Origin of the sequence: Haloimpatiens lingqiaonensis, assembly GCF_901447495.1 — a bacterium.
In the GTDB taxonomy this organism is placed as follows: Bacteria; Bacillota; Clostridia; order Clostridiales; family Clostridiaceae; genus Haloimpatiens; species Haloimpatiens lingqiaonensis.
In genome coordinates this window covers 22633-45287 of the sequence record NZ_CABDWS010000019.1, presented here as the reverse complement: position 1 = coordinate 45287, position 22655 = coordinate 22633, and the positions used below count along the sequence as shown (strand labels likewise).

14 protein-coding genes and 1 riboswitch are annotated in these 22655 nt (G+C 30.9%); all 14 genes read left to right on the top strand.

All coding sequences use genetic code 11. The features are described from left to right. Positions 1–132: 132 nt before the first annotated feature. Entirely contained in the window at positions 133–1794 is a 1662-nt protein-coding gene (gene gltX, locus FGK85_RS05630; protein WP_138204559.1) for a glutamate--tRNA ligase, read from the top strand. Positions 1795–2208: 414 nt separating this feature from the next. Next, positions 2209–3867, top strand: coding sequence for a glutamine--tRNA ligase/YqeY domain fusion protein (locus FGK85_RS05625; RefSeq protein ID WP_138204557.1), 1659 nt, complete (start codon positions 2209–2211; stop codon positions 3865–3867). Positions 3868–4139: 272 nt separating this feature from the next. Beyond that, a riboswitch (cobalamin riboswitch) is annotated at positions 4140–4346 on the top strand. A gap of 297 nt (positions 4347–4643) precedes the next feature. Beyond that, entirely contained in the window at positions 4644–7112 is a 2469-nt protein-coding gene (locus tag FGK85_RS15595) for an Ig-like domain-containing protein (RefSeq protein ID WP_243122813.1), read from the top strand. Positions 7113–7213: 101 nt separating this feature from the next. Further along, positions 7214–7972 (top strand): class B sortase, encoded by a 759-nt coding sequence (srtB, locus tag FGK85_RS05615; protein WP_138204555.1) that lies wholly within the window; start codon positions 7214–7216, stop codon positions 7970–7972. Positions 7973–8035: 63 nt separating this feature from the next. Next, entirely contained in the window at positions 8036–10609 is a 2574-nt protein-coding gene (locus FGK85_RS05610) for a prenyltransferase/squalene oxidase repeat-containing protein (RefSeq protein ID WP_138204553.1), read from the top strand. Between the two features lie 228 nt (positions 10610–10837). Continuing rightward, positions 10838–11809, top strand: a complete 972-nt coding sequence (locus tag FGK85_RS05605) for a DUF4430 domain-containing protein (protein ID WP_243122812.1) — start codon at positions 10838–10840, stop codon at positions 11807–11809. Further along, entirely contained in the window at positions 11809–12696 is an 888-nt protein-coding gene (locus FGK85_RS05600; RefSeq protein ID WP_138204551.1) for an energy-coupling factor transporter transmembrane component T, read from the top strand. Before FGK85_RS05605 ends, FGK85_RS05600 begins: the two co-directional genes overlap by 1 nt. Continuing rightward, a complete protein-coding gene (locus FGK85_RS05595) occupies positions 12669–14816 on the top strand; it encodes an ABC transporter ATP-binding protein (protein ID WP_138204549.1) in 2148 nt (715 codons plus the stop codon). Before FGK85_RS05600 ends, FGK85_RS05595 begins: the two co-directional genes overlap by 28 nt. 39 nt (positions 14817–14855) lie before the next feature. After that, on the top strand, positions 14856–15299 hold the full coding sequence (locus tag FGK85_RS15590; protein ID WP_138204547.1) for a hypothetical protein: 444 nt from the start codon (positions 14856–14858) through the stop codon (positions 15297–15299). 170 nt (positions 15300–15469) lie between these two features. Next, complete coding sequence (locus FGK85_RS15585) at positions 15470–16018, top strand: ECF transporter S component (protein WP_243122811.1); 549 nt, start codon at positions 15470–15472, stop codon at positions 16016–16018. A 220-nt stretch (positions 16019–16238) separates the two neighbouring features. Further along, positions 16239–16835, top strand: coding sequence for an HAD family hydrolase (locus FGK85_RS05580; RefSeq protein WP_138204545.1), 597 nt, complete (start codon positions 16239–16241; stop codon positions 16833–16835). A 1364-nt stretch (positions 16836–18199) separates the two neighbouring features. After that, positions 18200–18679 carry an NADH-quinone oxidoreductase subunit NuoE family protein gene (locus FGK85_RS05575; RefSeq protein ID WP_138204543.1) on the top strand — a complete coding sequence of 160 codons (480 nt, stop codon included), beginning with the start codon at positions 18200–18202 and terminating at the stop codon, positions 18677–18679. Between the two features lie 9 nt (positions 18680–18688). After that, a complete protein-coding gene (locus FGK85_RS05570; protein ID WP_138204541.1) occupies positions 18689–20578 on the top strand; it encodes an NADH-ubiquinone oxidoreductase-F iron-sulfur binding region domain-containing protein in 1890 nt (629 codons plus the stop codon). An 18-nt stretch (positions 20579–20596) separates the two neighbouring features. After that, positions 20597–22318 (top strand): NADH-dependent [FeFe] hydrogenase, group A6, encoded by a 1722-nt coding sequence (locus FGK85_RS05565; protein WP_138204539.1) that lies wholly within the window; start codon positions 20597–20599, stop codon positions 22316–22318. Positions 22319–22655: the final 337 nt, after the last annotated feature.

Below are 22655 nucleotides of genomic sequence, written 5' to 3'. Positions count from 1 at the left end.
GCAACTATGGAATTGGGAGAATCCCCACAGAAAAACATAGATACTTTCTTATCTATACTAAAATATAAAAATAAATAAGTTTATAGTCAGTTAAATGACTGCTATAAACTTATTATACGAGGAGGAATAAAAATGAGTTTAGAAAAATTATCTAATATAATATTCCCCGATGTAGACAAGACACCGGAATATTATATAAAAAAATATCCAAAGAGAAATTTAAAAGAAGGAGCTAAAGTTACTAGATATGCTCCATCACCAACAGGTTTTCAACATATTGGAGGAATATTCACAGCTTTAATAAATGAAAGACTAGCAAGCCAAAGTGAAGGGGTTTTCTATTTAAGAATAGAAGACACAGATCAAAAGAGAGAAGTTCAAGGTGCCATTGAAGACACAATTGAAACAATGCACAATTTTGGCATGGATTTTAATGAAGGTATGACAGCACAAGAAACTTTTAAGGGTGAATATGGTCCATACAGACAAAGTCAAAGAGCGGAAATATATAAGACATTTGCAAAGGATTTAATTGCTAAAGGATTAGTTTATCCATGCTTCTGTACTCCAGAGGAATTATCAGATTTAAGAGAAAAGCAGGTAGCTGAAAAAATAACACCGGGATATTACGGAGAATATGCTAAGTGTAGAAATTTAAGTGCAGAAGAAGCTATAGCTAAAATAGAAGCAGGAGAAGAATATATATTAAGATTAAAATCACCAGGAAACATAGAAAATAGAGTTGAAATTCATGATTTAATAAAAGGGGATATATCATTCCCAGAGAATGACCAAGATATTGTTATAATAAAAGGTGATGGACTTCCAACATACCATTTTGCACATGCTGTAGATGATGCTTTAATGAGAACTACTCATGTTATAAGAGGAGAAGAATGGCTATCTTCATTGCCTATACACATTCAATTATTTGAAGTATTAGGTTTAGAATTACCACTATATGCTCATGTGCCAACAATAATGAAAAATGATAATGGTTCAAAGAGAAAATTATCAAAGAGAAAAGATGCAGAAGCTGCAGTTTCTTATTATAAAGAAGTTGGATACCCATCAGTTTCAGTTATAGAATATTTATTAAATATCATAAATTCAACTTTTGAACAGTGGAGAGAAGAAAATCCTACAGCTGATTATCATGACTTCACAGTAAGCTTAGACAAAATGAGTAAATCAGGAGCCTTATTTGATATAGTAAAATTAAATGATGTAAGTAAAAATGTTATTTGCAAAATGAAGGCAGATGTGGTTTATGATAATTATGTAGCTTGGGCAAAAGAATTTGATGCAGAAATGTATGGATTGGTTACAGCTAATGAAAAAATGTCTAAAGAAATATTTAATATAGATAAAGAAGGCCCAAAACCAAGAAAAGACTATGCTAAGTGGGATGAAGTAAAAGAAAAAATATTCTATTTCTTTGATGAATTATTCTATAAAGAAACTGCTAAAGATGTTGAATTACCAAAGACATTAACATTAGAAGCAGCAAAGGACGTAATAAAAGTATACATGAATAAATACAATACTAATGTTACTAGTCAAGAAGAGTGGTTTGAAGATTTAAAAGCAATTGGTTTAGAATTAGGATACTGCGCAAATAGAAAAGACTATAAAGCAAATCCAGATCAATATAAAGGTATGATTTCAGATGTTGCAGGTGCAGTAAGAGCAGCTTTATCACATAGAAGCAATACACCTGATCTTTATACTATTATGAGTATATTAGGTAAAGATAACGTAAAACAAAGATTTGAGAAATTTTTAGAAATATAAGTATAGATAATTAAAATGTAGAATTTAAAATCAAAAATTTACAATAAAGGAAAAACTCCTTTGGGGTTTTTATAAAATGTAAATTTAAGGAATTTTTTAGAAATTTTAATTTTCATTGTAAATGCAACTACATTTTAAATTTAAAATTTTACATTAAAAAATAATATATATTTTAAAATTTATTTGTTAAAGGTCAGTTAATAACTTTATTTTTTAGATATATTAGATTAAAATTGATAATAAGTACCATGAATATTCTTAGCTAATCCCATTACTTATCTGCAAATTTTATATTTTATAACTGCGAAAGTTGAATAGGTTAGCTTTAACAATAAGCATTATATATGCGGTAATGAACATAATTTAATAACAAGAATTTTATATGTAAAAATAATTAAGAGGAGAGGAAAAAATATGTCTAATGAAATTAATTCATCTAACTTCATAAGAAATATAATTATTGAAGATTTAAATACTGGAAAACATGATAAAATAGTAACCCGTTTTCCTCCAGAGCCAAATGGTTATTTACATGTAGGCCATGCTAAATCAATAGTTTTAAATTCAGGATTAGCAAGAGAATTTAATGGAAAATTTAATTTAAGATTTGATGATACAAACCCTACTAAAGAAGATACTGAATACGTTGAATCAATTAAAGAAGATGTAAAATGGCTTGGTGGTAACTGGGATGATATATTTTTTGCATCAAATTATTTTGACACAATGTATGAAAAAGCAGTTCTTTTAATAAAAAAGGGATTAGCTTATGTTTGTGATTTAAATGCAGAAGAAATGAGAAAATATAGAGGGACTTTAACTGAACCTGGAAAAGAAAGCCCTTATAGAAATAGAACTATAGAAGAAAATCTTGACTTATTTGAAAGAATGAGAAAAGGTGAATTTAAAGATGGTGAAAAAGTTTTAAGAGCTAAAATAGATATGGCTTCTCCAAACATAAATATGAGAGATCCTATAATCTACAGAATTGCCCATGCAGAACATCACAACACAAAGGATAAGTGGTGCATATATCCAATGTATGATTTTGCTCACCCAATAGAAGATGCTATAGAAGGAATAACTCACTCCATATGTACTTTAGAATTTGAAGACCACAGACCTTTATATGACTGGGTTGTAAGAGAATGTGAAATGGAATCCATTCCTAGACAAATTGAATTTGCAAGACTAAACATGACTAATACAGTTATGAGTAAAAGAAAGTTAAAGCAATTAGTTGATGAAGGAATAGTTGATGGATGGGATGACCCAAGAATGCCTACTATATCAGGCTTAAGAAGAAGAGGATACACATCAGAAGCTATAAGAAACTTCTGTATAGCAATAGGTGTATCTAAATCTAATTCAACAGTAGATTCTCAAATGTTAGAATACTTCATAAGAGAAGATCTACAATTAAAGGCACCATCAGCAATGGCTATTATGAGACCTTTAAAATTAGTTATTACAAATTATCCAGAAGATCAAACAGAAATGTTAGAAATAGAAAACAACGCTAAAGATGAAACTCAAGGAAAGAGACTTGTACCATTTTCAAGAGAGTTATATATAGAACAAGAAGATTTCATGGAAGTTCCAGTAAAGAAATATTTTAGATTATTCCCTGGAAACGAAGTAAGATTAAAAGGTGCATATTTTGTTAAATGTACAGATGTTATAAAAAATGAAAATGGTGAAGTGGTAGAGGTGCACTGTACCTACGATCCAGAAACAAAATCTGGTTCAGGCTTTACCGGAAGAAAAGTTAAAGCAACTATTCACTGGGTAGATGCTCAAAATGCAAAACCAGCAGAATTCAGATTGCTTGAGCCTTTAATATTAGATGATGCAGAAGAAAATGAAGGAAAGAATTTCCTAGAGCAAATAAATCCAAACTCACTAGAAATATTACAAGGATTTGTTGAGCCAACAGCTGTAGAAAATGCCAAGCCACTAGATAAGTTCCAACTTATTAGAAATGGATTCTTTACAGTAGACTCAAAATATACCACTGATGAAAAATTAGTATTCAACAGAATAGTATCACTTAAAAGTTCATTTAAGCTATAGAAATAAGAGTGTCGAGTTTTTCTCGGCACTTTTTATTTTAAAAGATAGGAAAAAGATAGGTAAAAGATAGGGGACGGTTAAGAAGTTTTGAGCTTAAATAAGAGTAATAAAATAACTAAAAAAAGTAAAAGTAACAATAAAAAACTTAACCGTCCCCAGTTTTCTCTATTTAAATTTCCAATAATGTCATTGAAAAAACATAAAAGATAAATATTTCAAAATATATTGTATTATGGATACATAAGATATATAATGAACTTGAATGATTAAAATTAAATAGTCAAATGTAGGGTTGTACATTAAAACGTACATTAAAAGGGAATATGGTGAAAGACCATAACAGCCCCCGCTACTGTGAGAAAGACGAAAACTTATAAAAGAACATATTTTAATGTTCTTAGTCACTGGTAAAACTGGGAAGACTTTAAGTTAGTAGGATGATTTCAAGTCAGGAGACCTGCCTTATGTTTTTTTATTAAGCAATATCGGTGGGATTTTAGCTTGATTATTTTTGTGCAAGTAATAAGTATTATTGAGAATACTTATTGTTTACAATTAATTTTTTAATAATCTGTTTAAAAGAGAACCGAATTGTGGTTCTCTTTTTTTTATTTATCCCATGACTACCTGCCGTAACACTCCCACTTCTAACAAAGTGGGAGATAACGGCAGCTACGTCCCTGGATAACGATCTCTAACCTTCAGTTGGAGTAAAAACTCCATCTGAAGCTAAGAGCTCTGTTTATAATTTAGATTTTTATAGGGGGGAATATGAAATGAAACTTAAGAAAGTTGTGGCGCTGTTGCTATCATTGTTCATGATGATAATAGCAGTTCCACCATCAGTCTATGCGGCTGAAAAAGGGCAGATTTCTTTAGAAACCACATTAACTGATGGGGTTACACTAAAAGGTAGTAAAAAAACCTTTGATGTTATTGCTAGATTAGATGGACAAAAAATATCAAGTGAAGTTACCCTAAATGGAGAAAAGGTAAATCAAAACTGGGATGACCAAAATAAAACAAGCTATACGCTTAAATTTACTCAAGAGGGTAAAAATACAGTTGTTGTAAGAGCCTTTTCAGGTGATATCGAAGCAACTAAAACCTATAACATTATATATAAAAAAGCTGCTAAGGGAGAATTGATTGGTTACGCCACTTGGACAGTGGAAGGATTGACCATTGGCAGAGGTTTTATAATTGAACCTACAAAGGTTCCTATTTATGAAGGAGAGAATTCAGCGCAAGCATTAGATCGACTTTTAACTGAACATGGTTATTCCTATAACCGTACTGGAAAATTAGAGAGCAGTTTTTATCTATCTACAATAGGAGATGGGGGAGAACTTGATTATGGATGTAAAGATGAAGATAAAATACAACCTTTAAATCCTCCTGTGAATATTGAGGATAAAGTGCCTGAAAGACTAAAGAAAATTTTAGAAGATAAGGGAAACTGGCCCACAGATGAATTATATGATCCTAAATGCTTAGGGGAGTTTGATTACACATATATGTCTGGTTGGATGTATGCTCTAAATAATGTATTTCCAAATGTAGGCTTTGCTGATTCTTATCCAGTTGATGGAGATGTAATTCGTGTACAATTCACTTTATATGGCTATGGTGCAGATATAGGTGGCGGCTATGCCATGGGTGGTTCAAACACTGACTATTACGAGGTGTCTAATAAAGATAGATTGATGTCAGTAATTTCTTCTATAAATTCTGCAAAGAATAAAGGAGAAATATTAAAAAAAGCTTGGGTTAAGTCAGTATATGACGAGGCAAATAAAATAGCTGTTCAATTAGATGCTACGCAAAAGTCTGTAGATGAAATTTCTATGAAATTAGATAAAGTTATAAAAGAATTTGAACTACAAAAACTTGTTATCAAAGATATAGAAAATTTACCACAAAACATTACATTAGATGACCAAGAAAAAGTTATGAAAATAAAAGAGAATTTTGATAAACTAACTACCGATGCTCAAAAGGAAATAACAAATATTGAAAAGTTAAATAATGCCATTAAGAAAATTGAAGAACTAAAAGAAATTTTACAGAATGTAATAAAAGAGATAGATAATTTACCAGAAGATATTACATTAAAAGATGAAGAAAAAGTTATGGAAGTGAAGATAGCATTTGATAAATTAAGTGTTAGTGATCAGAAAAAAGTGACAAATGCTGAAAAGTTAAACAATGCAATTAAAAAGATTCAAGAGCTTGTAATAGAAGAGATAGATAATTTACCAGAGAACATCACATTAGATGACCAGGAAAAGGTTATGGCAGTAAAGGCAAACTTTGATAAGTTAAGTAGTGATGTGCAGAAAGGTATAACAAATGTTGAAAAACTAAACAATGCAATTAAAAAGATTGAAGAACTTAATGGAGTTGTAAAGAAGTTAATAAAAGATATAGATAATTTACCAGAAAATATTATATTAGATGATGAAGAAAAAGTTATGGAAATAAAGAAGCAATTTGATATGTTAAGCAGCGCTGATAAGAAAAAGGTAACAAATGCTGAAAAGTTAAACAAAGCAATAGAAAAGATTGAAGAGCTTAATAAAAATTTACAAAAAATAATAAAAGATATAGATAGTTTACCAGAAGAGGTTACATTAAAAGATGAAGAAAAGGTCATGGAAATAAAGAAAGAATTTGATGAATTAAGTGTTAGTGATCAGAAAAAGGTGACAAATGCTGAAAAGTTAAATAATGCAATTAAAAAAATTCAAGATTTAAAAATTCCTTTGACTGGTATATCACTTAACATTACATCTTTAGTATTAGATAAAAGTGCACAAGAAAATTTAATAGTTATTTATAAAGAAGAAAATACCACAGATGATAAAACTGTACAATGGACAAGTTCCGATGATACGGTTGTAACTGTAAAAGATGGAAAGGTAACAGCTTTAAAAGCAGGGGAGGCAGTTATTACTGCAAAAGTTGGCAAGTTCACTGCTACATGTAAAGTTACAGTTCCTAAATTAAGTACTAAGCCAGTAGATAATCAGGGCAAAGATATAACACAAAAACCAGGTGAAACGCTAGAGACACCTAAAACAGATAAAACTGCAGAAACTGAAAACACAACTAAATCAGAAGAAATTGCAGAAACACCTAAAACTGGTGATAAGTCACCTATTCTTATGATGAGCATTGTGTTTACTACAGCTTTAGTAGCATTAGTAGTTTTGAGTGTTTCAAAAAAGAAAAAATTACAATAAAAATATAAATTTATAATAAAAACTTTGGTGTCCTAAAGAAATATAGAACAAAAGAAATATAGAGCAAAGATTTTTGATTAGTTTTGAGAAAGGGGTTAAATATGATATTTGAGCGAGAGGTTAAGAAAGGTAGAAAGCTGGTATTTTTAATTGCACTAATAGCTTTTGTCCTTTCGGCAGCAAGCCTTGTTTATATGGGATATGAATATTACTATAATAAAAAATTAAATGATGATTTATCTAAAAAACTTTCTCAAATAATCAAAAATGGCTCAAACAATAAGAGTGAAAACAGCGATGTTATGCAAAGCTTAACCCATATAAATAGTGATATAAAAGGGATTATAAAGATTAACAACAGTAAAATTAACTATCCAATAGTTCAATGTGATAATAATGAATTCTATATTAAACATGATATTAAAAAGAATAAAAGTAAGTATGGAACTATTTTTATTGATTACAGAAATAAATTGAACAATAATAGCCTAGCTGGACAGAACATAATTTTATATGGACATAACATGAAGGATGGAAGCATGTTTGCAGATTTAAAACTTTTTAAAAAGGAAGAGTTCTGTAAGAATAATCCAATGGTAGACTTAGTTATTCTTCCTAAAGAATATAAATTTGAAATTTTCTCTGTTTTTGTTGTAAATTCAGACTTTGATTATAGAAAAATTTATTTTCATAATGATGAAGAATTGAGCAATTATTTAAAATTAATCAAAAGCTCAGCATTGTATTTTAAAGATGTTGAATTTAATTGTAAGGATACAATGATTACTTTGTCTACCTGTGCATATGAGTGGGAAAATGCTAGGCTTGTAGTTCAAGGAAAGTTAATTAAAGCTGAATAATAGGGGCATAATTAATACATTTTTGTGTTGACATAGCAATAAATTAGAGGGGAAGTGTATGTTTTGAAAATTAAACAAAGGTTACTAAGTATTATGCTTTCAATATTTATGATACTTGGAATGACTACTAATGTTTTTGCAAAGGAAGCAAAAGTTAATTCTATTTCTAATGCAAAGCTAGAAGAAACTATTGAAGGAATAATAAAATGGGCAAAGCAAGGAAATGAAAAACTATTAAATCCTGAATTCTTAAAGATGGCAGGAACCACACCTGGTGATTGGTTTCCAATAGGTATTGGAAGATATGGATATAAAGATGATTATGCTGCATATCTTTCTGCCATAGAAAAAAATATTACTGAAAGATATAAGGATAGAGGTAAATTACACCCTGTGAAAGGTACTGAGTGGCATAGAATTTCTTTGGCAGTTCTTGCTATGGGTGGAGATCCTACAAAAATTGGAACTGATCCAAATGGCAAGCCTATAAATTTAATTGCAGATGGTAGTTATAATTGTGTTACAAAAAGAGGAATTAAGGGACAGGGTATAAATGGAGCTATTTGGGCCCTTATTTCAATGGATAGTATGAGATACGAGGTCCCAGATGGAGCTAAATATACAAGAGATGATATCATAAAAGCAATACTTGAGGAACAATTAGCAGATGGTGGATTTGCCCTTTGGGGAGAGGTATCTGATATAGATATAACAGGCATGTCTATACAAGCCTTAGCACCATATTATAACAGTGATAAAGTGTACACATATAAATCAAAACACATTAAGGATGCACAAGGAAATTATATAGAGTGCAGTAAAACTATAAAGCAAATTATAGATGAAGGTCTGGACTTAATGGGTAAAAGACAAAATAATGATGGTGATTATTTTAGTTGGGGAACTGAAAATGTAGAAAGTACGGTTCAAATTCTTACTGCATTGTGTTCTGTTGGAATTGACTGCGAGAAAGATTCAAGATTTATAAAAAATGGAAAAACATTAATTGATGGAATAATGAAATATAGAAATGATAGAGACGGAGGATTTTTACACTCATATAAATATGATCCTGAAAATCCAAGCTCTAAACCTGATGCATCAAATAGTATGGCAACAGAACAGACACTTTATGGTTTGGTATCTTACTGGCGTTTAAGAAATAATATGAGAAACCTATATGATTTTCGTTCAGAAACCAATCAAAAGGAATTCATTATAAAGGGCAATGGAAATAATTACAACATAGCCCTTGATAAAGATAAGCAAAGCTATTCTCTTGAAATTCCATCCAATGTAAAGAGTTTTAGCTTCGTAAATATACCAATGGGTCCTTATGATACAAGCAGTATACCAGTAAATTCTGAAATAAAGGCCGTAGATGGAGAAAAAATACAGATTGAAATAAAAAATAGACAAAATGAAGTAAAAAAATATGAAATTAATATTATGGTATCAGATGAAGCTATGGTAAATGATGTAATAAATGCTATAAATAATCTTCCAGAAAAAATTACATTAGCTGATGAGAAAAAAATAGTAGAAATAAATGATAAGTTTAATAAACTAAGCGATACTGACAAGAAAAAGGTAACAAATATTGAAAAATTGAATAATGCAAATAAGAAACTTAAGGAACTTAAAGAAGAATTAGAAAAAGAAAATCTCGCTAAACTAAAATTAATTTTAGATAATATTGACAGATTACCAAGTGATATTGGACTTGATGATAAAAATAATGTTTCTCAACTTTTAATTGCTCTAAAATCATTACCAGATTTACCAGATAAGAAAGCTGGCTGTGAAAAATTAGAGTCATTAATGAAAAAGATAGAAGAAATTGAAGCTAAGGTAAGAGAACTTGATAATAGAATTTTTAGTGAAATATATCCTATGAATGTAACTTTAAAGGATAAAAAGGCTGTTTTGGAGTTAAAGGCTGAATACCAAAAACTTAATGAAAAAGATAGAAAGCATGTTAAAAACTATAATGATGTTTTATTTGCAGAAAAAGTAATAAGTGAACTTGAAAATAATAAGACGATTGTAAACGATGTATTTAAAAATATAATGGGTTCTGATGAAGTTTATACCTTTAATGATAAAACTGTAGAGGGCAAAGGTTATTCAATAAGCTTTAAGGGAAATGAAATTACAGACCCAGAAATTAGTTTTAATACAAAGATTTCATTTACATCTGAAAACTATGGAAAAATTAAAGATATGGCAAAAGATGCTGTTGTTTTAAGCTTTTCACATGAAGGTAAGTTGCCAGGAAAAGCAAAAATAACTATCGAAGTTGATTTGAAAGATGGAAATTATTATTTATACTATTTCAATGAAAAAACAGCAAAGGCTGAATTAGTTAATGAAATAGCTGTGAAAGATGGAAAAGCAACATTTGAAATTGATCATTGCTCAGATTATTTCATTAGTGCAGATTCTAAGCTTAAAACAGGTACAGATTCAAAAGCACAATTAGATGATTCACAAAACGGAACTGATAAAGAAGGAACTTCAGATACAGACAATACAAATATAGAAACTCCTAAAACAGGAGATAATTCAAAACCTATACTTGTTACTGTTTTATTTATTTGCAGTGGAGCACTAGTGTTGGTTTTAAAGAAAAGGTAAACAAAAACCTGGGGGACAGTTAACAACTTTTAGAGAAGAAAGAGAAGAAACTGGGGGACAGTTAACAACTTTTAGATAAAACAAAAAACAGAAAAACTTGGGGACGGTTAACAACTTTTATTAACAACTTTTAGATAAAACAAAAGCAAAAAAGTTTTAGAGAAGGTTAATAATTTTTAAATTAAAAAATTTGGAAATATATTAAATTAGTAAGGTAGGTGTAGTGTAGTGTTAAAAAAACGATTATCTATAGTAGCTTTTGTAATAGCTATATTTATGGGTATAAGTTTAATGGTTGTTCGTGCTAAGATAGAAACCCCAGATGAACATGCTGAAAATGCTGCTAAAATCGTTCAAATAGCGGAAAATGGAAAATCTGAAGTTTCAAGTGTTCCTGAAGAAAGTAAACAGGACTCGGAGAGTAAATCAAAACCAATTGATAAAGAGAAAGAAAAAGCTGAAGAGAAAGCTAAGAGCGAGGCTAGTAAAGTAGTAAATAAGGCCAATGAAGCTGCAGCTAGTAAATCAACTTCAAGCAACAAGTCATCAAAGAACAGCAAGGAAAGACCCAAATTTAAAAAAGATGATCCAAATAAAGCAGATAGAAGTTTAGTTCAAAAGCCAACTTCTGGAGTAAATCCCAGCGATGGTAAGTATTCGGAATTAGTTGCAAAGGCTAATAAGCATACAGACTCTACTAAAAAAGATAAATATATGACCGACCCTACTCCTGAGGGAATGCCAACACCGGTTGAACCTCAAGATGTAAAGATAGACCCTAGTAGAGCCCATTATTGCATTCTCTCTGTAAGATGTAACACTATATTAAACAATATGGGGGATTTGCGTAAAGGAAAAGAATGCATGGTTCCAAGTGATGGAGTAATATACAAAAGAAGAAGAGCCGTATATTACGAAGGAGAATCGGTGTACAATGTGCTTTCAAGAGAAATGGCCAGAAACAGAATACACATGGATTTCGAATTTACCCCAATGTATAACAGTGTTTATATTAAAGGAATTCATAACTTATACGAATTTGACTGTGGTGCTTTAAGTGGATGGATGTACAAAGTTAATGGTTGGTTTCCAAACTATGGCTGTAGCAGATATCTTCTCAAACCTGGAGATAATATAGAATGGGAATACACATGCGACTTAGGAAGAGATGTTGGGTGTGAATGGATAGGTGATAAATAATGTGTGATGCATTTTCAAGATTACACCCCATAATAAATTTCACATATTTTACTTCTGTTATTTTATTTTCAATGTTTTTTATGCATCCAGCTTTTCTTGTAATATCATTAATATGTAGTTTTATATATTCTGTGTATTTGGGAGGCAGTAAGGCAGTAAAATTTAATTTGCTTTCTTCTTTGTGTATAGGATTAGCAATATCTATACTAAATCCATTATTTGTTCACCAAGGAGAAACAGCACTGTTTTTCTTAAATGATCATGGAATAACTTTAGAATCAATAGCATTCGGAGTAGGTGCGGGTATAATGTTTGTATCAGTACTTATATGGTTTTCTTGTTACCATAAAGTTATGACCTCAGATAAGTTTATGTACTTATTTGGAAGCATTATACCAGCACTATCCCTAGTGCTGTCTATGACATTAAGATTTGTGCCTAAATTTAAAGCACAACTAAAGGTAGTTGAAGAAGGGCAAAAATCCATAGGTAGGGGAGCCTCTCAAGGTACTATTTTTAGTATGATAAGAAATGGTGTAAAAGTAATATCCATAATGATAACTTGGGCTCTTGAAAATGGTATTGAAACAGCAGACTCCATGAAAGCTAGGGGATATGGATTAAAAGGCAGAACGAGTTTTTCTTTATACAGATTTGATTCTAGAGATAAGAAATGTTTAATTTACATAACTTTAAATATATTAATTGTACTAATTGGAGCATATTTAGGATTTAACACAATAATGTTTTTTCCTATTATAAGATATAAAAGCATATCTATAGTAAGTGTTTTGTTTTATATATCATATACTTTATTGTGTATTTTTCCAGTTATAGTAAATGTGAGGGAGGACATGGTATGGAAACGCTTAAGGTCAACAATTTAACATTTGCTTATTCAGGCAGCACTGAAAATGCATTAAGGGATATTAATTTTTCAGTAGAAAGTGGTGATTTTATAACCATATGTGGTAGATCAGGATGTGGAAAATCAACACTTCTAAGGCATTTAAAGCCAGCTTTAACTCCTGCAGGTACTACAAAAGGAAATATATTATACAAGGGTAAAGATATAAAATCAATAGATTTGCGCAGTGAAGCCAGTAGCATAGGATATGTGCTTCAAAATCCAGATAACCAAGTGGTTACCGACAAAGTATGGCATGAATTAGCTTTTGGACTAGAAAGTCTTGGATACGACAGAAACACCATACGTTCAAGAGTAGCCGAAATGGCATCATTTTTTGGAATACAAACTTGGTTTACAAAATCAGTTACAGAATTATCCGGGGGTCAAAAACAGCTTTTAAACTTAGCTTCCATAATGGTCATGCAGCCAGATATGTTGCTATTGGATGAACCTACATCGCAGCTGGACCCAATAGCCACAGTGGATTTTTTAAATACCATTAAAAGGGTTAATATAGAACTGGGAACTACTATAATAATAGTAGAGCACCATTTAGATGATGTATTGCCCTTGTCTGATAGAGTGATAGTAATGGACAAAGGAGAAATTGTAGGAGATACCACACCTAACAAAATTGGTTCAATTATTTATGGTAAAAATGAAGCTATGTTTAATGCCCTTCCAATACCAATGAGATTAGCTGTAACTTTAGGCAGCCATGAAAATCCTGTAACCATAAAAGAAGGTAGAAGATGGCTTAACTCCTATTTGAATGACCAATATCCAAATGTGAAGGACCATAAGCTAGATGTGGAAGCATGTGATACATTAACCTCTAACTGTGATTCGGAAATAGCTGCTTCTGATGAGACAGCCACCATATGTGCCTCGATAGCTGCTTCTTATGATACAAACTCTACCTGTGCTGTATGTGATAATAATGCCGAATTAACATCTGCAAATGTGAATTTTCATGTAGAGTCCCAAGGTACAGAAGGTACAAATGAAAGAAATTCAAAAGGCATAGATGAATCTTCTTCAGATGTAGAGACAAAAGGGTTAAAAGGCATAGATAAATTTTATACAGATATAGATGCAAAGAATTCAAAAGTATTAGATAAAGTTCACCCATATGAAAGTGCGAAGAATTCAGAAGGTCCAGATAAATCTTATGTAGGTGCAGATTCAAAGAATTCAGAAGGTCTTGGTAAATCTTGTGTAGAAGTAAATTCAATGAATTCAAAAGGAATAAGAAAAGTAAGTATAATAGATAGAATAATGGGAAAAGGAAAGAAAATAGAAAAAGATAAATCCATTATAGAATTAAATGAAGTTTGGTTTAGATATGAAAAGAATGGTCAAGATATAATCAAAGACTTGTCACTAGAAGTTGATGCAGGAGAGATTTACTCCATAGTAGGGGGAAATGGTACAGGGAAAACCACTATGCTAAGACTAATAGCTGGATTATGCCAGCCCTATAGAGGCACTGTGAAATACAATGATGTAGATGTATTTAAAAAAAGAGAAACCATACTATGCAACAACAAAATAGTTCTCATGCCTCAAAATCCACAAGCACTATTTGTGAAGAAAACTGTAGAATTAGATTTAAAAGAAGTATTAAAAGGTAGAGGCATAAAAAAAGCTGAGGCAAATGAAAAATTAGAAGATATAATAAAGTATTTTGGAATAGAATCGCTTCTAAAAAGGCATCCCTATGATCTAAGCGGAGGAGAACAACAAATAGTTGCCATGGCAAAAATTTTAATGCTCAGCCCTAAGGTTTTATTGCTAGATGAGCCTACAAAAGCCTTAGACAGCTTTTTTAAATATAAGCTAGGAGCAATAATTAAAAAATTGAAACAGGATGGAGTCACTATTATAATAGTTTCCCATGACTTGGATTTTTGTGCTGAGTACTCAGATAAATGTTCTATGTTTTTTAATGGAACCATAGTTTCCACGGATGAACCTGGCAAATTCTTTAAGGACAACAGTTTTTACACCACCTCCTTAAACCGCCTAACCAGGGGAATATTAAACGATGTTACCAGCTACAAAGAGGTGATTTCCATATGCCGAAAGAGAGTATAAATAATAATACAAACACAAATAAAAGAAACAGGTATACTAGTGGCAGTAGCTATATTAATGATGATAGTTACAATAATGATGCTAGTTACAATAATGATGCTAGTTACAATAATGATGATAGTTATAATAATGATGATAGTTATAATAATGATGATAGTTATAATAATGATGATAGTTATAATAATGATGCTAGTTATAATAATGATAATAATTATAAAAATGATGATAATTATAAAAATGATAATAATTATAAAAATGATGATAATTATAAAAATAATGGTAGTTACGCAAATGATAATAGTAGTTATAAAAATAATAATAGCTATGTTGCTGATAATAGTAGTTATAAAAGTAATAATAGTTATGCTGATGATAATAGTAATAGAAATAACGGTATTGGATATACAGAAAATAGTACTAGCCATACCAAAACTAATTATACAAATACTGATTACGGAAACACAAATAGCAGTACCAGTGTAAATGGTATAAATAAAAAGGTGCGTAAATTTAGTATACAAAAATTAATAACATTTTTTATAATACTAATACTTATACCACTAACTATTGCCTTTGGTATATATAAATTAAATGATAGAAAATATTTTTTTATTAGTATAATGATAGTTATTTATACCATGGTACCGTTTTTTATGAAGTTTGAAAAAAGAAAACCTCAAGCTAGAGAACTTATATTAATTGCTACCATGGCTGCTATAGCCGTTGTGGGAAGAATGGCATTTTTTATGCTACCTCAATTTAAGCCAGTAGTAGCTATTATTATAATAACGGGTGTGTGTTTTGGACCGGAAGAGGCATTTTTAACAGGGGCTATGGCTGGACTTGTATCCAACTTCTTCTTTGGACAAGGCCCTTGGACTCCTTGGCAAATGTTTAGCTTCGGCATAATAGGATTCATTGCAGGCATAATATTTAAAAAGGGAAGATTAAAAAGCAACCGCTTCATATTATGCATTTATGGTGGATTAGCAACATTTTTAATATATGGCGGAATAATGAACATATGTGCAATAACCATGATAATGCCTAGATTTACACTAAAAGCATTATTATCCACCTATGCCACAGGAATTCCCTTTGACTTAGTACATGCTTTTGCAACGGTTGTATTTTTATTTTTTATCTCAGATCCTATGATAGAGAAATTAGAAAGAATAAAAGTAAAGTACGACTTATTCTAAAAATTTGGGGACGGTTAAGCTATTTTCAGCTTAGAAATACTGAAAATAGCTTAACTGTCCCCAATTTATTTGTAAAAATAGCTTAACTGTCCCCAATTTATTTGTATTTAGGATATAATTATATTATAGAAATATAAAATTTTAGGATATTCTTAATTTTAGGCTGTTCTGAGTTTTAAGAGGGTGAAATACCATTTTTATTTTATATTTGGAGGGCAAAATGATTAGAAATATTGTATTTGATATAGGAAATGTTTTGTTAAAGTTTGATCCTAAAGCGTATCTTACTAAAAAATTTAATGATGAAGAAAAGGTTGAAAAAATACTAGAGTTAGTATTCAGAAGTGATGAGTGGTTAATGCTAGATAGAGGAACTATCACTGAAACTGAGGCAATAAAGATACTTAGTGAAAGACACGCCTTTTACAGTGAATCAATAAAAGATGCTTTTAATGGTTGGTATGATTTATTAACACCAATGGAGGATACTATAGAAATTTTAAAACAATTAAAAGAAAAAGGGATTAATAATTATTATTTGTCCAATTTTCATCACTTAGCTTTTGAGTATGTAACAGAGAAAAATGAATTTTTTAAATTATTTCAAGGCGGCATAGTTTCTTATAAAGAAAAGTTATTAAAGCCTGAAAAAGAAATATACATGAGATTACTAGAAGAATATAATTTAAAAACAGAAGAAACTATCTTTATTGATGATACATTAGATAATATACAAGGAGCAGCCAGTGTTGGAATTCACACAATACACTTTAAAAATTCACAAGACTTAATAGCTAAACTTAATGAATTGGTTTAAAGATAGGGGACAGTTAACAAATTAATAGCTAAACTTAATAAATTAGTTTATTAAAAAATTTAATAAAATCTATAGAAAAAAACTATAACAATAAGAAATAGTTCAAAAATGGAATTGTAACAATGTAATATGAAGGAAAATGATAAAAAATTAACGAAATGATATATAGTATTAGAAAAACCACCATAAAAAGGTTATATGGTGGTTTTTTAAATATAATGAAAAATAGATACTTATAGATACTTTATGAAATTATTTTATTTATAAATTGCAAAACAAATAAAATTACAGGATGAATTTTTATATAATACAATAGCAAAGATATTAAATAGATATTATTGTATAAGCTATTTTTATAAGTATAAAAGTTATATAACAGTTGCATATATGAACTAAACAGCTCAAAACACAGTGAGGACAAAATGAATGTAATATTAACTAACATATTCAAATAAAATGTTAATTAAATATCGCCTTATTAGTAATAAATACCCAAAAATGAATTTTCATTCGATTATATGAAAAATATAAATTTTTTAGAAGGAAAAAAATTAGATTAACAAAAATTTAGAAAAATGATATAATTAAAAAAGTTGTAGAAACATATAAAAAATATATTGGAAATAAAAAAGAATTATGTTTAAAATGTTAATAACTTATCAAACTCTAAATTGAAGTTTAATAAAGTTTAGTATAAAGCTTTAATTTTAGTCTAAAAGTAGTAAATAAAATTTAAAACGAACTAAATATAATTGAAAACTAAGTAAACAAAATTCAAAACGAAGTAAAGAAATTTTAAAATGAAATAAACAAAATTCAAAACGAAGTAAAGAAATTTTAAAATGAAATAAACAAAATTCAAAACGAAGTAAAGAAATTTTAAAATGAAATAAACAAAATTCAAAATGAACTAAAGAAATTTTAAAACGAACTAAAGAAAATTAATCTAAGAATTAACTGAATAAAGATTATATTTAGTTTATCCGATGACTACCTGCCGTAACACTCCCACTTCTAACAAAGTGGGAGATAACGGCAGCTACGTCCCTGGATAACGATCTCTAACATTCAGTTGGAGTAAAAACTCCATCTGAAGCTAAGAGCTCTGTTTATTATTATTAAAGCTAATTTATAAAGCTAAGCTATAATCTATTACTAATGTAGCCACGCTTATTAAAAATAAAGCTAACCTAATAAGAGTAAATCTGATTTTATGAAGAGTAAAGCTAATTTTATGAAGAGCAAAGCCAATCTTATGAAGGTTAAAGCTAATTAATATTAAAGTCAATTTATAAAGAGAATTTATAAAGAGAATTTAAAAGAGAGAATTTAAATTTGAAGATGTGGGAAGGAAGGGATACAAGTTGTGTACAGGCTGCAATAATTGTTCAAAATTTAAAGAACTAGAAGAATTTATTCAAAAGCAGGATAACAAAGAAGCAGCTTTAATAGCTGTTTTGCACAAGGCACAGGGGCTTTATGGATATTTAAGTGAAGAGGTTCAGGAGTTTATTGCTCATAAGCTAGAAATACCTGTTTCTAAAGTGTATGGAGTAGTAAGCTTTTATTCATTCTTTACTACAGTTCCAAAGGGAAAATACGTTATTAGTGTTTGTACAGGAACTGCTTGCTTTGTAAGAGGAGCTGGAGATATCCTAGAGGAATTCAAGAGAAAGTTAGGCATAAAAGAGGGAGAAACCACTGAAGATGGACTTTTCACCTTAGATGTATTGAGATGTGTAGGGGCATGCTCTATAGCTCCAGTAGTGCTTATAAATGATGAGGTACACGGTTATTTCAAAAAAGAACAAGTGGAATCTATTTTAGATGGGCTAAAGGAGTGATGAAAAATCATGGAAAGAATAAAAGATTATAATAATTTACTACAACTAAAAGAAAAGTACAGTAAATTAGTTAATTTAAGATATAATACTGAAAGCATGGGAAATAGTACAGAAGTTAAAGAAAGACAGATATTAGTATGCGGCGGGCCAGGATGTAAATCAGCTAATTCATATAAAATAATGGAAAAGCTTAATGAAGAAATAAAAAAAGCAGGCTTGCAGGAAACTACTAAAGTTGTAATGACTGGATGTTTTGGATTCTGCTCAGAAGGCCCTGTTATAGAAATAGTTCCTGAACATGTATTTTATGTTAAGGTTTCACCAGAAGATGCAGAAGAAATCATTAAAAGTCATATAGTAGAAGGCAAAGTAGTAGATAGACTTTTATACGATGCACCTGAAACAAAGGAAAGGATAAAGAATAAAAAAGATATTCCTTTCTATAAAAAGCAAGTTAAAATTGCACTTAGAAACTGTGGAGTAATAGATCCAGAAGATTTTGAAGAAGTATTAGGTTCTGGAGCCTATACAGCACTAGGCAAAGTGCTTACTGAAATGACGCCAGAGGAAACTGTAAAAGAAGTAACTGATTCAGGACTAAGAGGCAGAGGAGGCGGAGGCTTCCCAACAGGCAGAAAGTGGCAAACAGCCCTTAGAGCAAAAGGGGACATTAAATATGTTATATGTAATGCTGACGAAGGAGACCCAGGTGCCTTCATGGATAGAGCTATATTAGAAGGAGACCCTCATAGTGTTTTAGAAGCTATGGCAATTTGTGGATATGCCACAGGCTCCAACCAAGGATTTATATATATAAGAGCTGAGTATCCTTTAGCAGTACAGAGATTAAAAATAGCCATAGCCCATGCAGAAGAAGCAGGACTTTTAGGTAAAAATATATTAGGTACGGGATTTGATTTCAGCATAGAAATAAAATATGGAGCAGGAGCATTTGTTTGTGGAGAAGCTACAGCGCTTATTCATTCAATAGAGGGACAAAGAGGAGAGCCAACAATGAAACCACCTCGTACCTCTGAAAAAGGCTTATGGCAAAGACCAACCTGCGTAAACAATGTAGAAACCTTTGCAAATATTGCACCAATAATAAATAATGGAGCAGCTTGGTATAGTTCTATAGGAACTGCTAAATCTGCTGGAACCAAAGTGTTCTCATTGGCAGGTAAAATTAATAATGTGGGACTTGTAGAAGTGCCTATGGGAATATCTCTAAAGGAAATTATATATGAAATAGGTGGAGGAATAAAAGACGGAAAAGAGTTAAAAGCTGTGCAAACTGGAGGACCATCTGGTGGATGCATACCTAATTCATTTATAGACATACCTATAGAATATGATACCTTAACAGAAATAGGTTCAATGATGGGTTCTGGCGGAATGATCGTATTGGATGAAGATAACTGCATGGTTGACGTAGCTAAATTTTATTTAGAATTTACTGTGGATGAATCCTGTGGAAAATGTACCCCTTGTAGAGTAGGAAATAAGAGACTTTTAGAGCTTTTAAATAAAATAACTGAAGGTAAAGCTACAGAAGAGGATTTGGTTAACATGGAAGAACTTTGCCACACTATAAGAGACACATCCCTTTGTGGACTAGGGGTATCTGCTCCAAATCCAGTGTTAAGCACACTTCAATATTTTAGAGAAGAATACCAGGCACACGTTAATGAGAAAACATGTCCAGCAAAAGTTTGTAAAACTCTTTTACATTATGAAATTACAGATAAATGTATAGGATGTACAAAATGTGCTAGATGGTGTCCAGTGGGTGCTATAGAAGGCACTGTTAAAGAAAAGCATGTGATTGATATAGATAAATGTATAAAATGTGGAGCTTGCTACAAGGCATGTCCGGTTAAGGCTATAACAATTGATTAGCGAGGGAGGGAAGAAAATATGAATATGATTAACTTAACTATAGATGGTGAAAGAGTAGAAGTGGAAAAAGGCACCTCCATACTAGATGCGGCTAAGAAATTAAACATAAATATACCTACTCTTTGTCATATGTATATGAATAATGGAGAAGTTAGAAATTGCAAGGGAACTTGTAGAGTTTGCATAGTTGAGCAGGAAGGAAGGGGTAAATTAATTCCATCTTGTTCTGTAGAAGCTACAGATGGCATGGTAATTAAAACTCACTCTCCAAGAGTTATTAAAACAAGAAGGACTATTGTGGAGCTTTTATTATCAGACCATCCAAATGATTGCCTACAATGTGAAAGAAATGGCCAATGTGAACTTCAAAAGATAGCAGAGGATTTAGGTATAAGAAAAAACAGATTCCAAGGGGAAATATCAGAATATCCAATAGATGACTCTTCTAATGTTATAGTAAGAGAAATGGATAAGTGTATACTATGCAGAAGATGTGTTACTGCCTGCAATGAGGTTCAGAAAATCAATGTTTTAACCCCTGTAGACAGAGGATTTAAATCTGTTATATCTACATTCTTCAATAAACCATTAGTGGAAACTAATTGTACTTATTGTGGACAATGTGTTGCAGTTTGTCCTACAGGAGCTTTAAGAGAAAAAAGGGATTACGATAGAATATGGCCTTTGTTAGATGATAAAACTAAACATGTGGTGGTTCAAGTGGCTCCAGCAGTAAGAGTTGCTCTAGGAGAGGAATTTAATATTGAGGCGGGAATTAATATAACTGCAAAAATGGTAGCAGCATTGAAAAAGCTAGGCTTTAAGGGAGTTTATGATACAAACTTTGCAGCGGATATGACAATCATGGAGGAAGCTACTGAGTTTATAGAAAGATTTACAAAAGGTGAAAATCTTCCACTTATGACTAGCTGTTGTCCAGCATGGGTAAATTTTGTGGAAAAAGAATATCCAGAAAATACAAGATTCATATCCAGCTGTAAATCACCACAACAAATTTTTGGTGCCATGGCAAAAACATATCTACCTAAAAAATTAGGCGTAGATCCTAAAGATGTAGTTGTAGTTTCTATAATGCCATGTACCGCTAAAAAATATGAAGCAAACAGAGAGGAAATGGGCAGAGATGGAATGAAAGATGTGGATATAGTAATTACCACAAGAGAATTCTCAAAAATGCTAAAGGAATCTGGCATAGACTTATTAAATTTAAAAGATGCAGATTTTGATAATCCATTAGGCGAATCTACAGGTGCTGGTTCCATATTTGGTACTACCGGTGGAGTTATGGAAGCTGCCCTAAGAACTGCTTATGAATGGGTAACTGGTGAAACCTTAGAAAATGTAGACGTTAAGGACGTAAGAGGCCTTAAAGGCATAAAGGAAACTACTGTAACTTTAAATGGCAAAGATATAAACATTGCAGTGGCTAGCTCCCTGGGCAATGCTAGAAAAATCATGGACGAAATCAAAGATGGAAAATCTAAATATCACTTTGTAGAAATAATGGCATGTCCCGGCGGATGTATAAATGGAGCAGGCCAACCATACAGCAAATGTGACACTGAAATAGTTAAAAAGAGAATGGAAGGCATATATTCCGTGGACTCTCACAAGACTATAAGAAAATCCCACGAAAACCCAATGGTAAAACAGGCTTACCAAGAGTTTTTCGAGAAGCCAAACAGCCATGTAGCCCATGAATTACTGCATACCAAGTAGGGGACGGTTAAGAAACTTTCAGCTAGAAATTTGGGGAAGAAATTTGGGGACGGTTAAGAAATTTTTAGCTAGTTTCAAGAAAAAACTTGGGGACGGTTAACAAATTTTCAGTCAAATTTCAGTTGAAAAATTAGGTAAGATCAATTATATCTTAGTTAAATTAAAGTTAATTAAGGGATGAAATAAGAATTTCAGAGAATTAAAATTTTAACAAGGGAATAATAATAAGTATAATAAGTAGATTAAGTATAATAAGTAAGGATTGTTAATAACCTTTTGATAGAAAGTGTATTAACAGTCCTTATTATTTTTGCATTTTTTCTTTTAAGGAGAATTT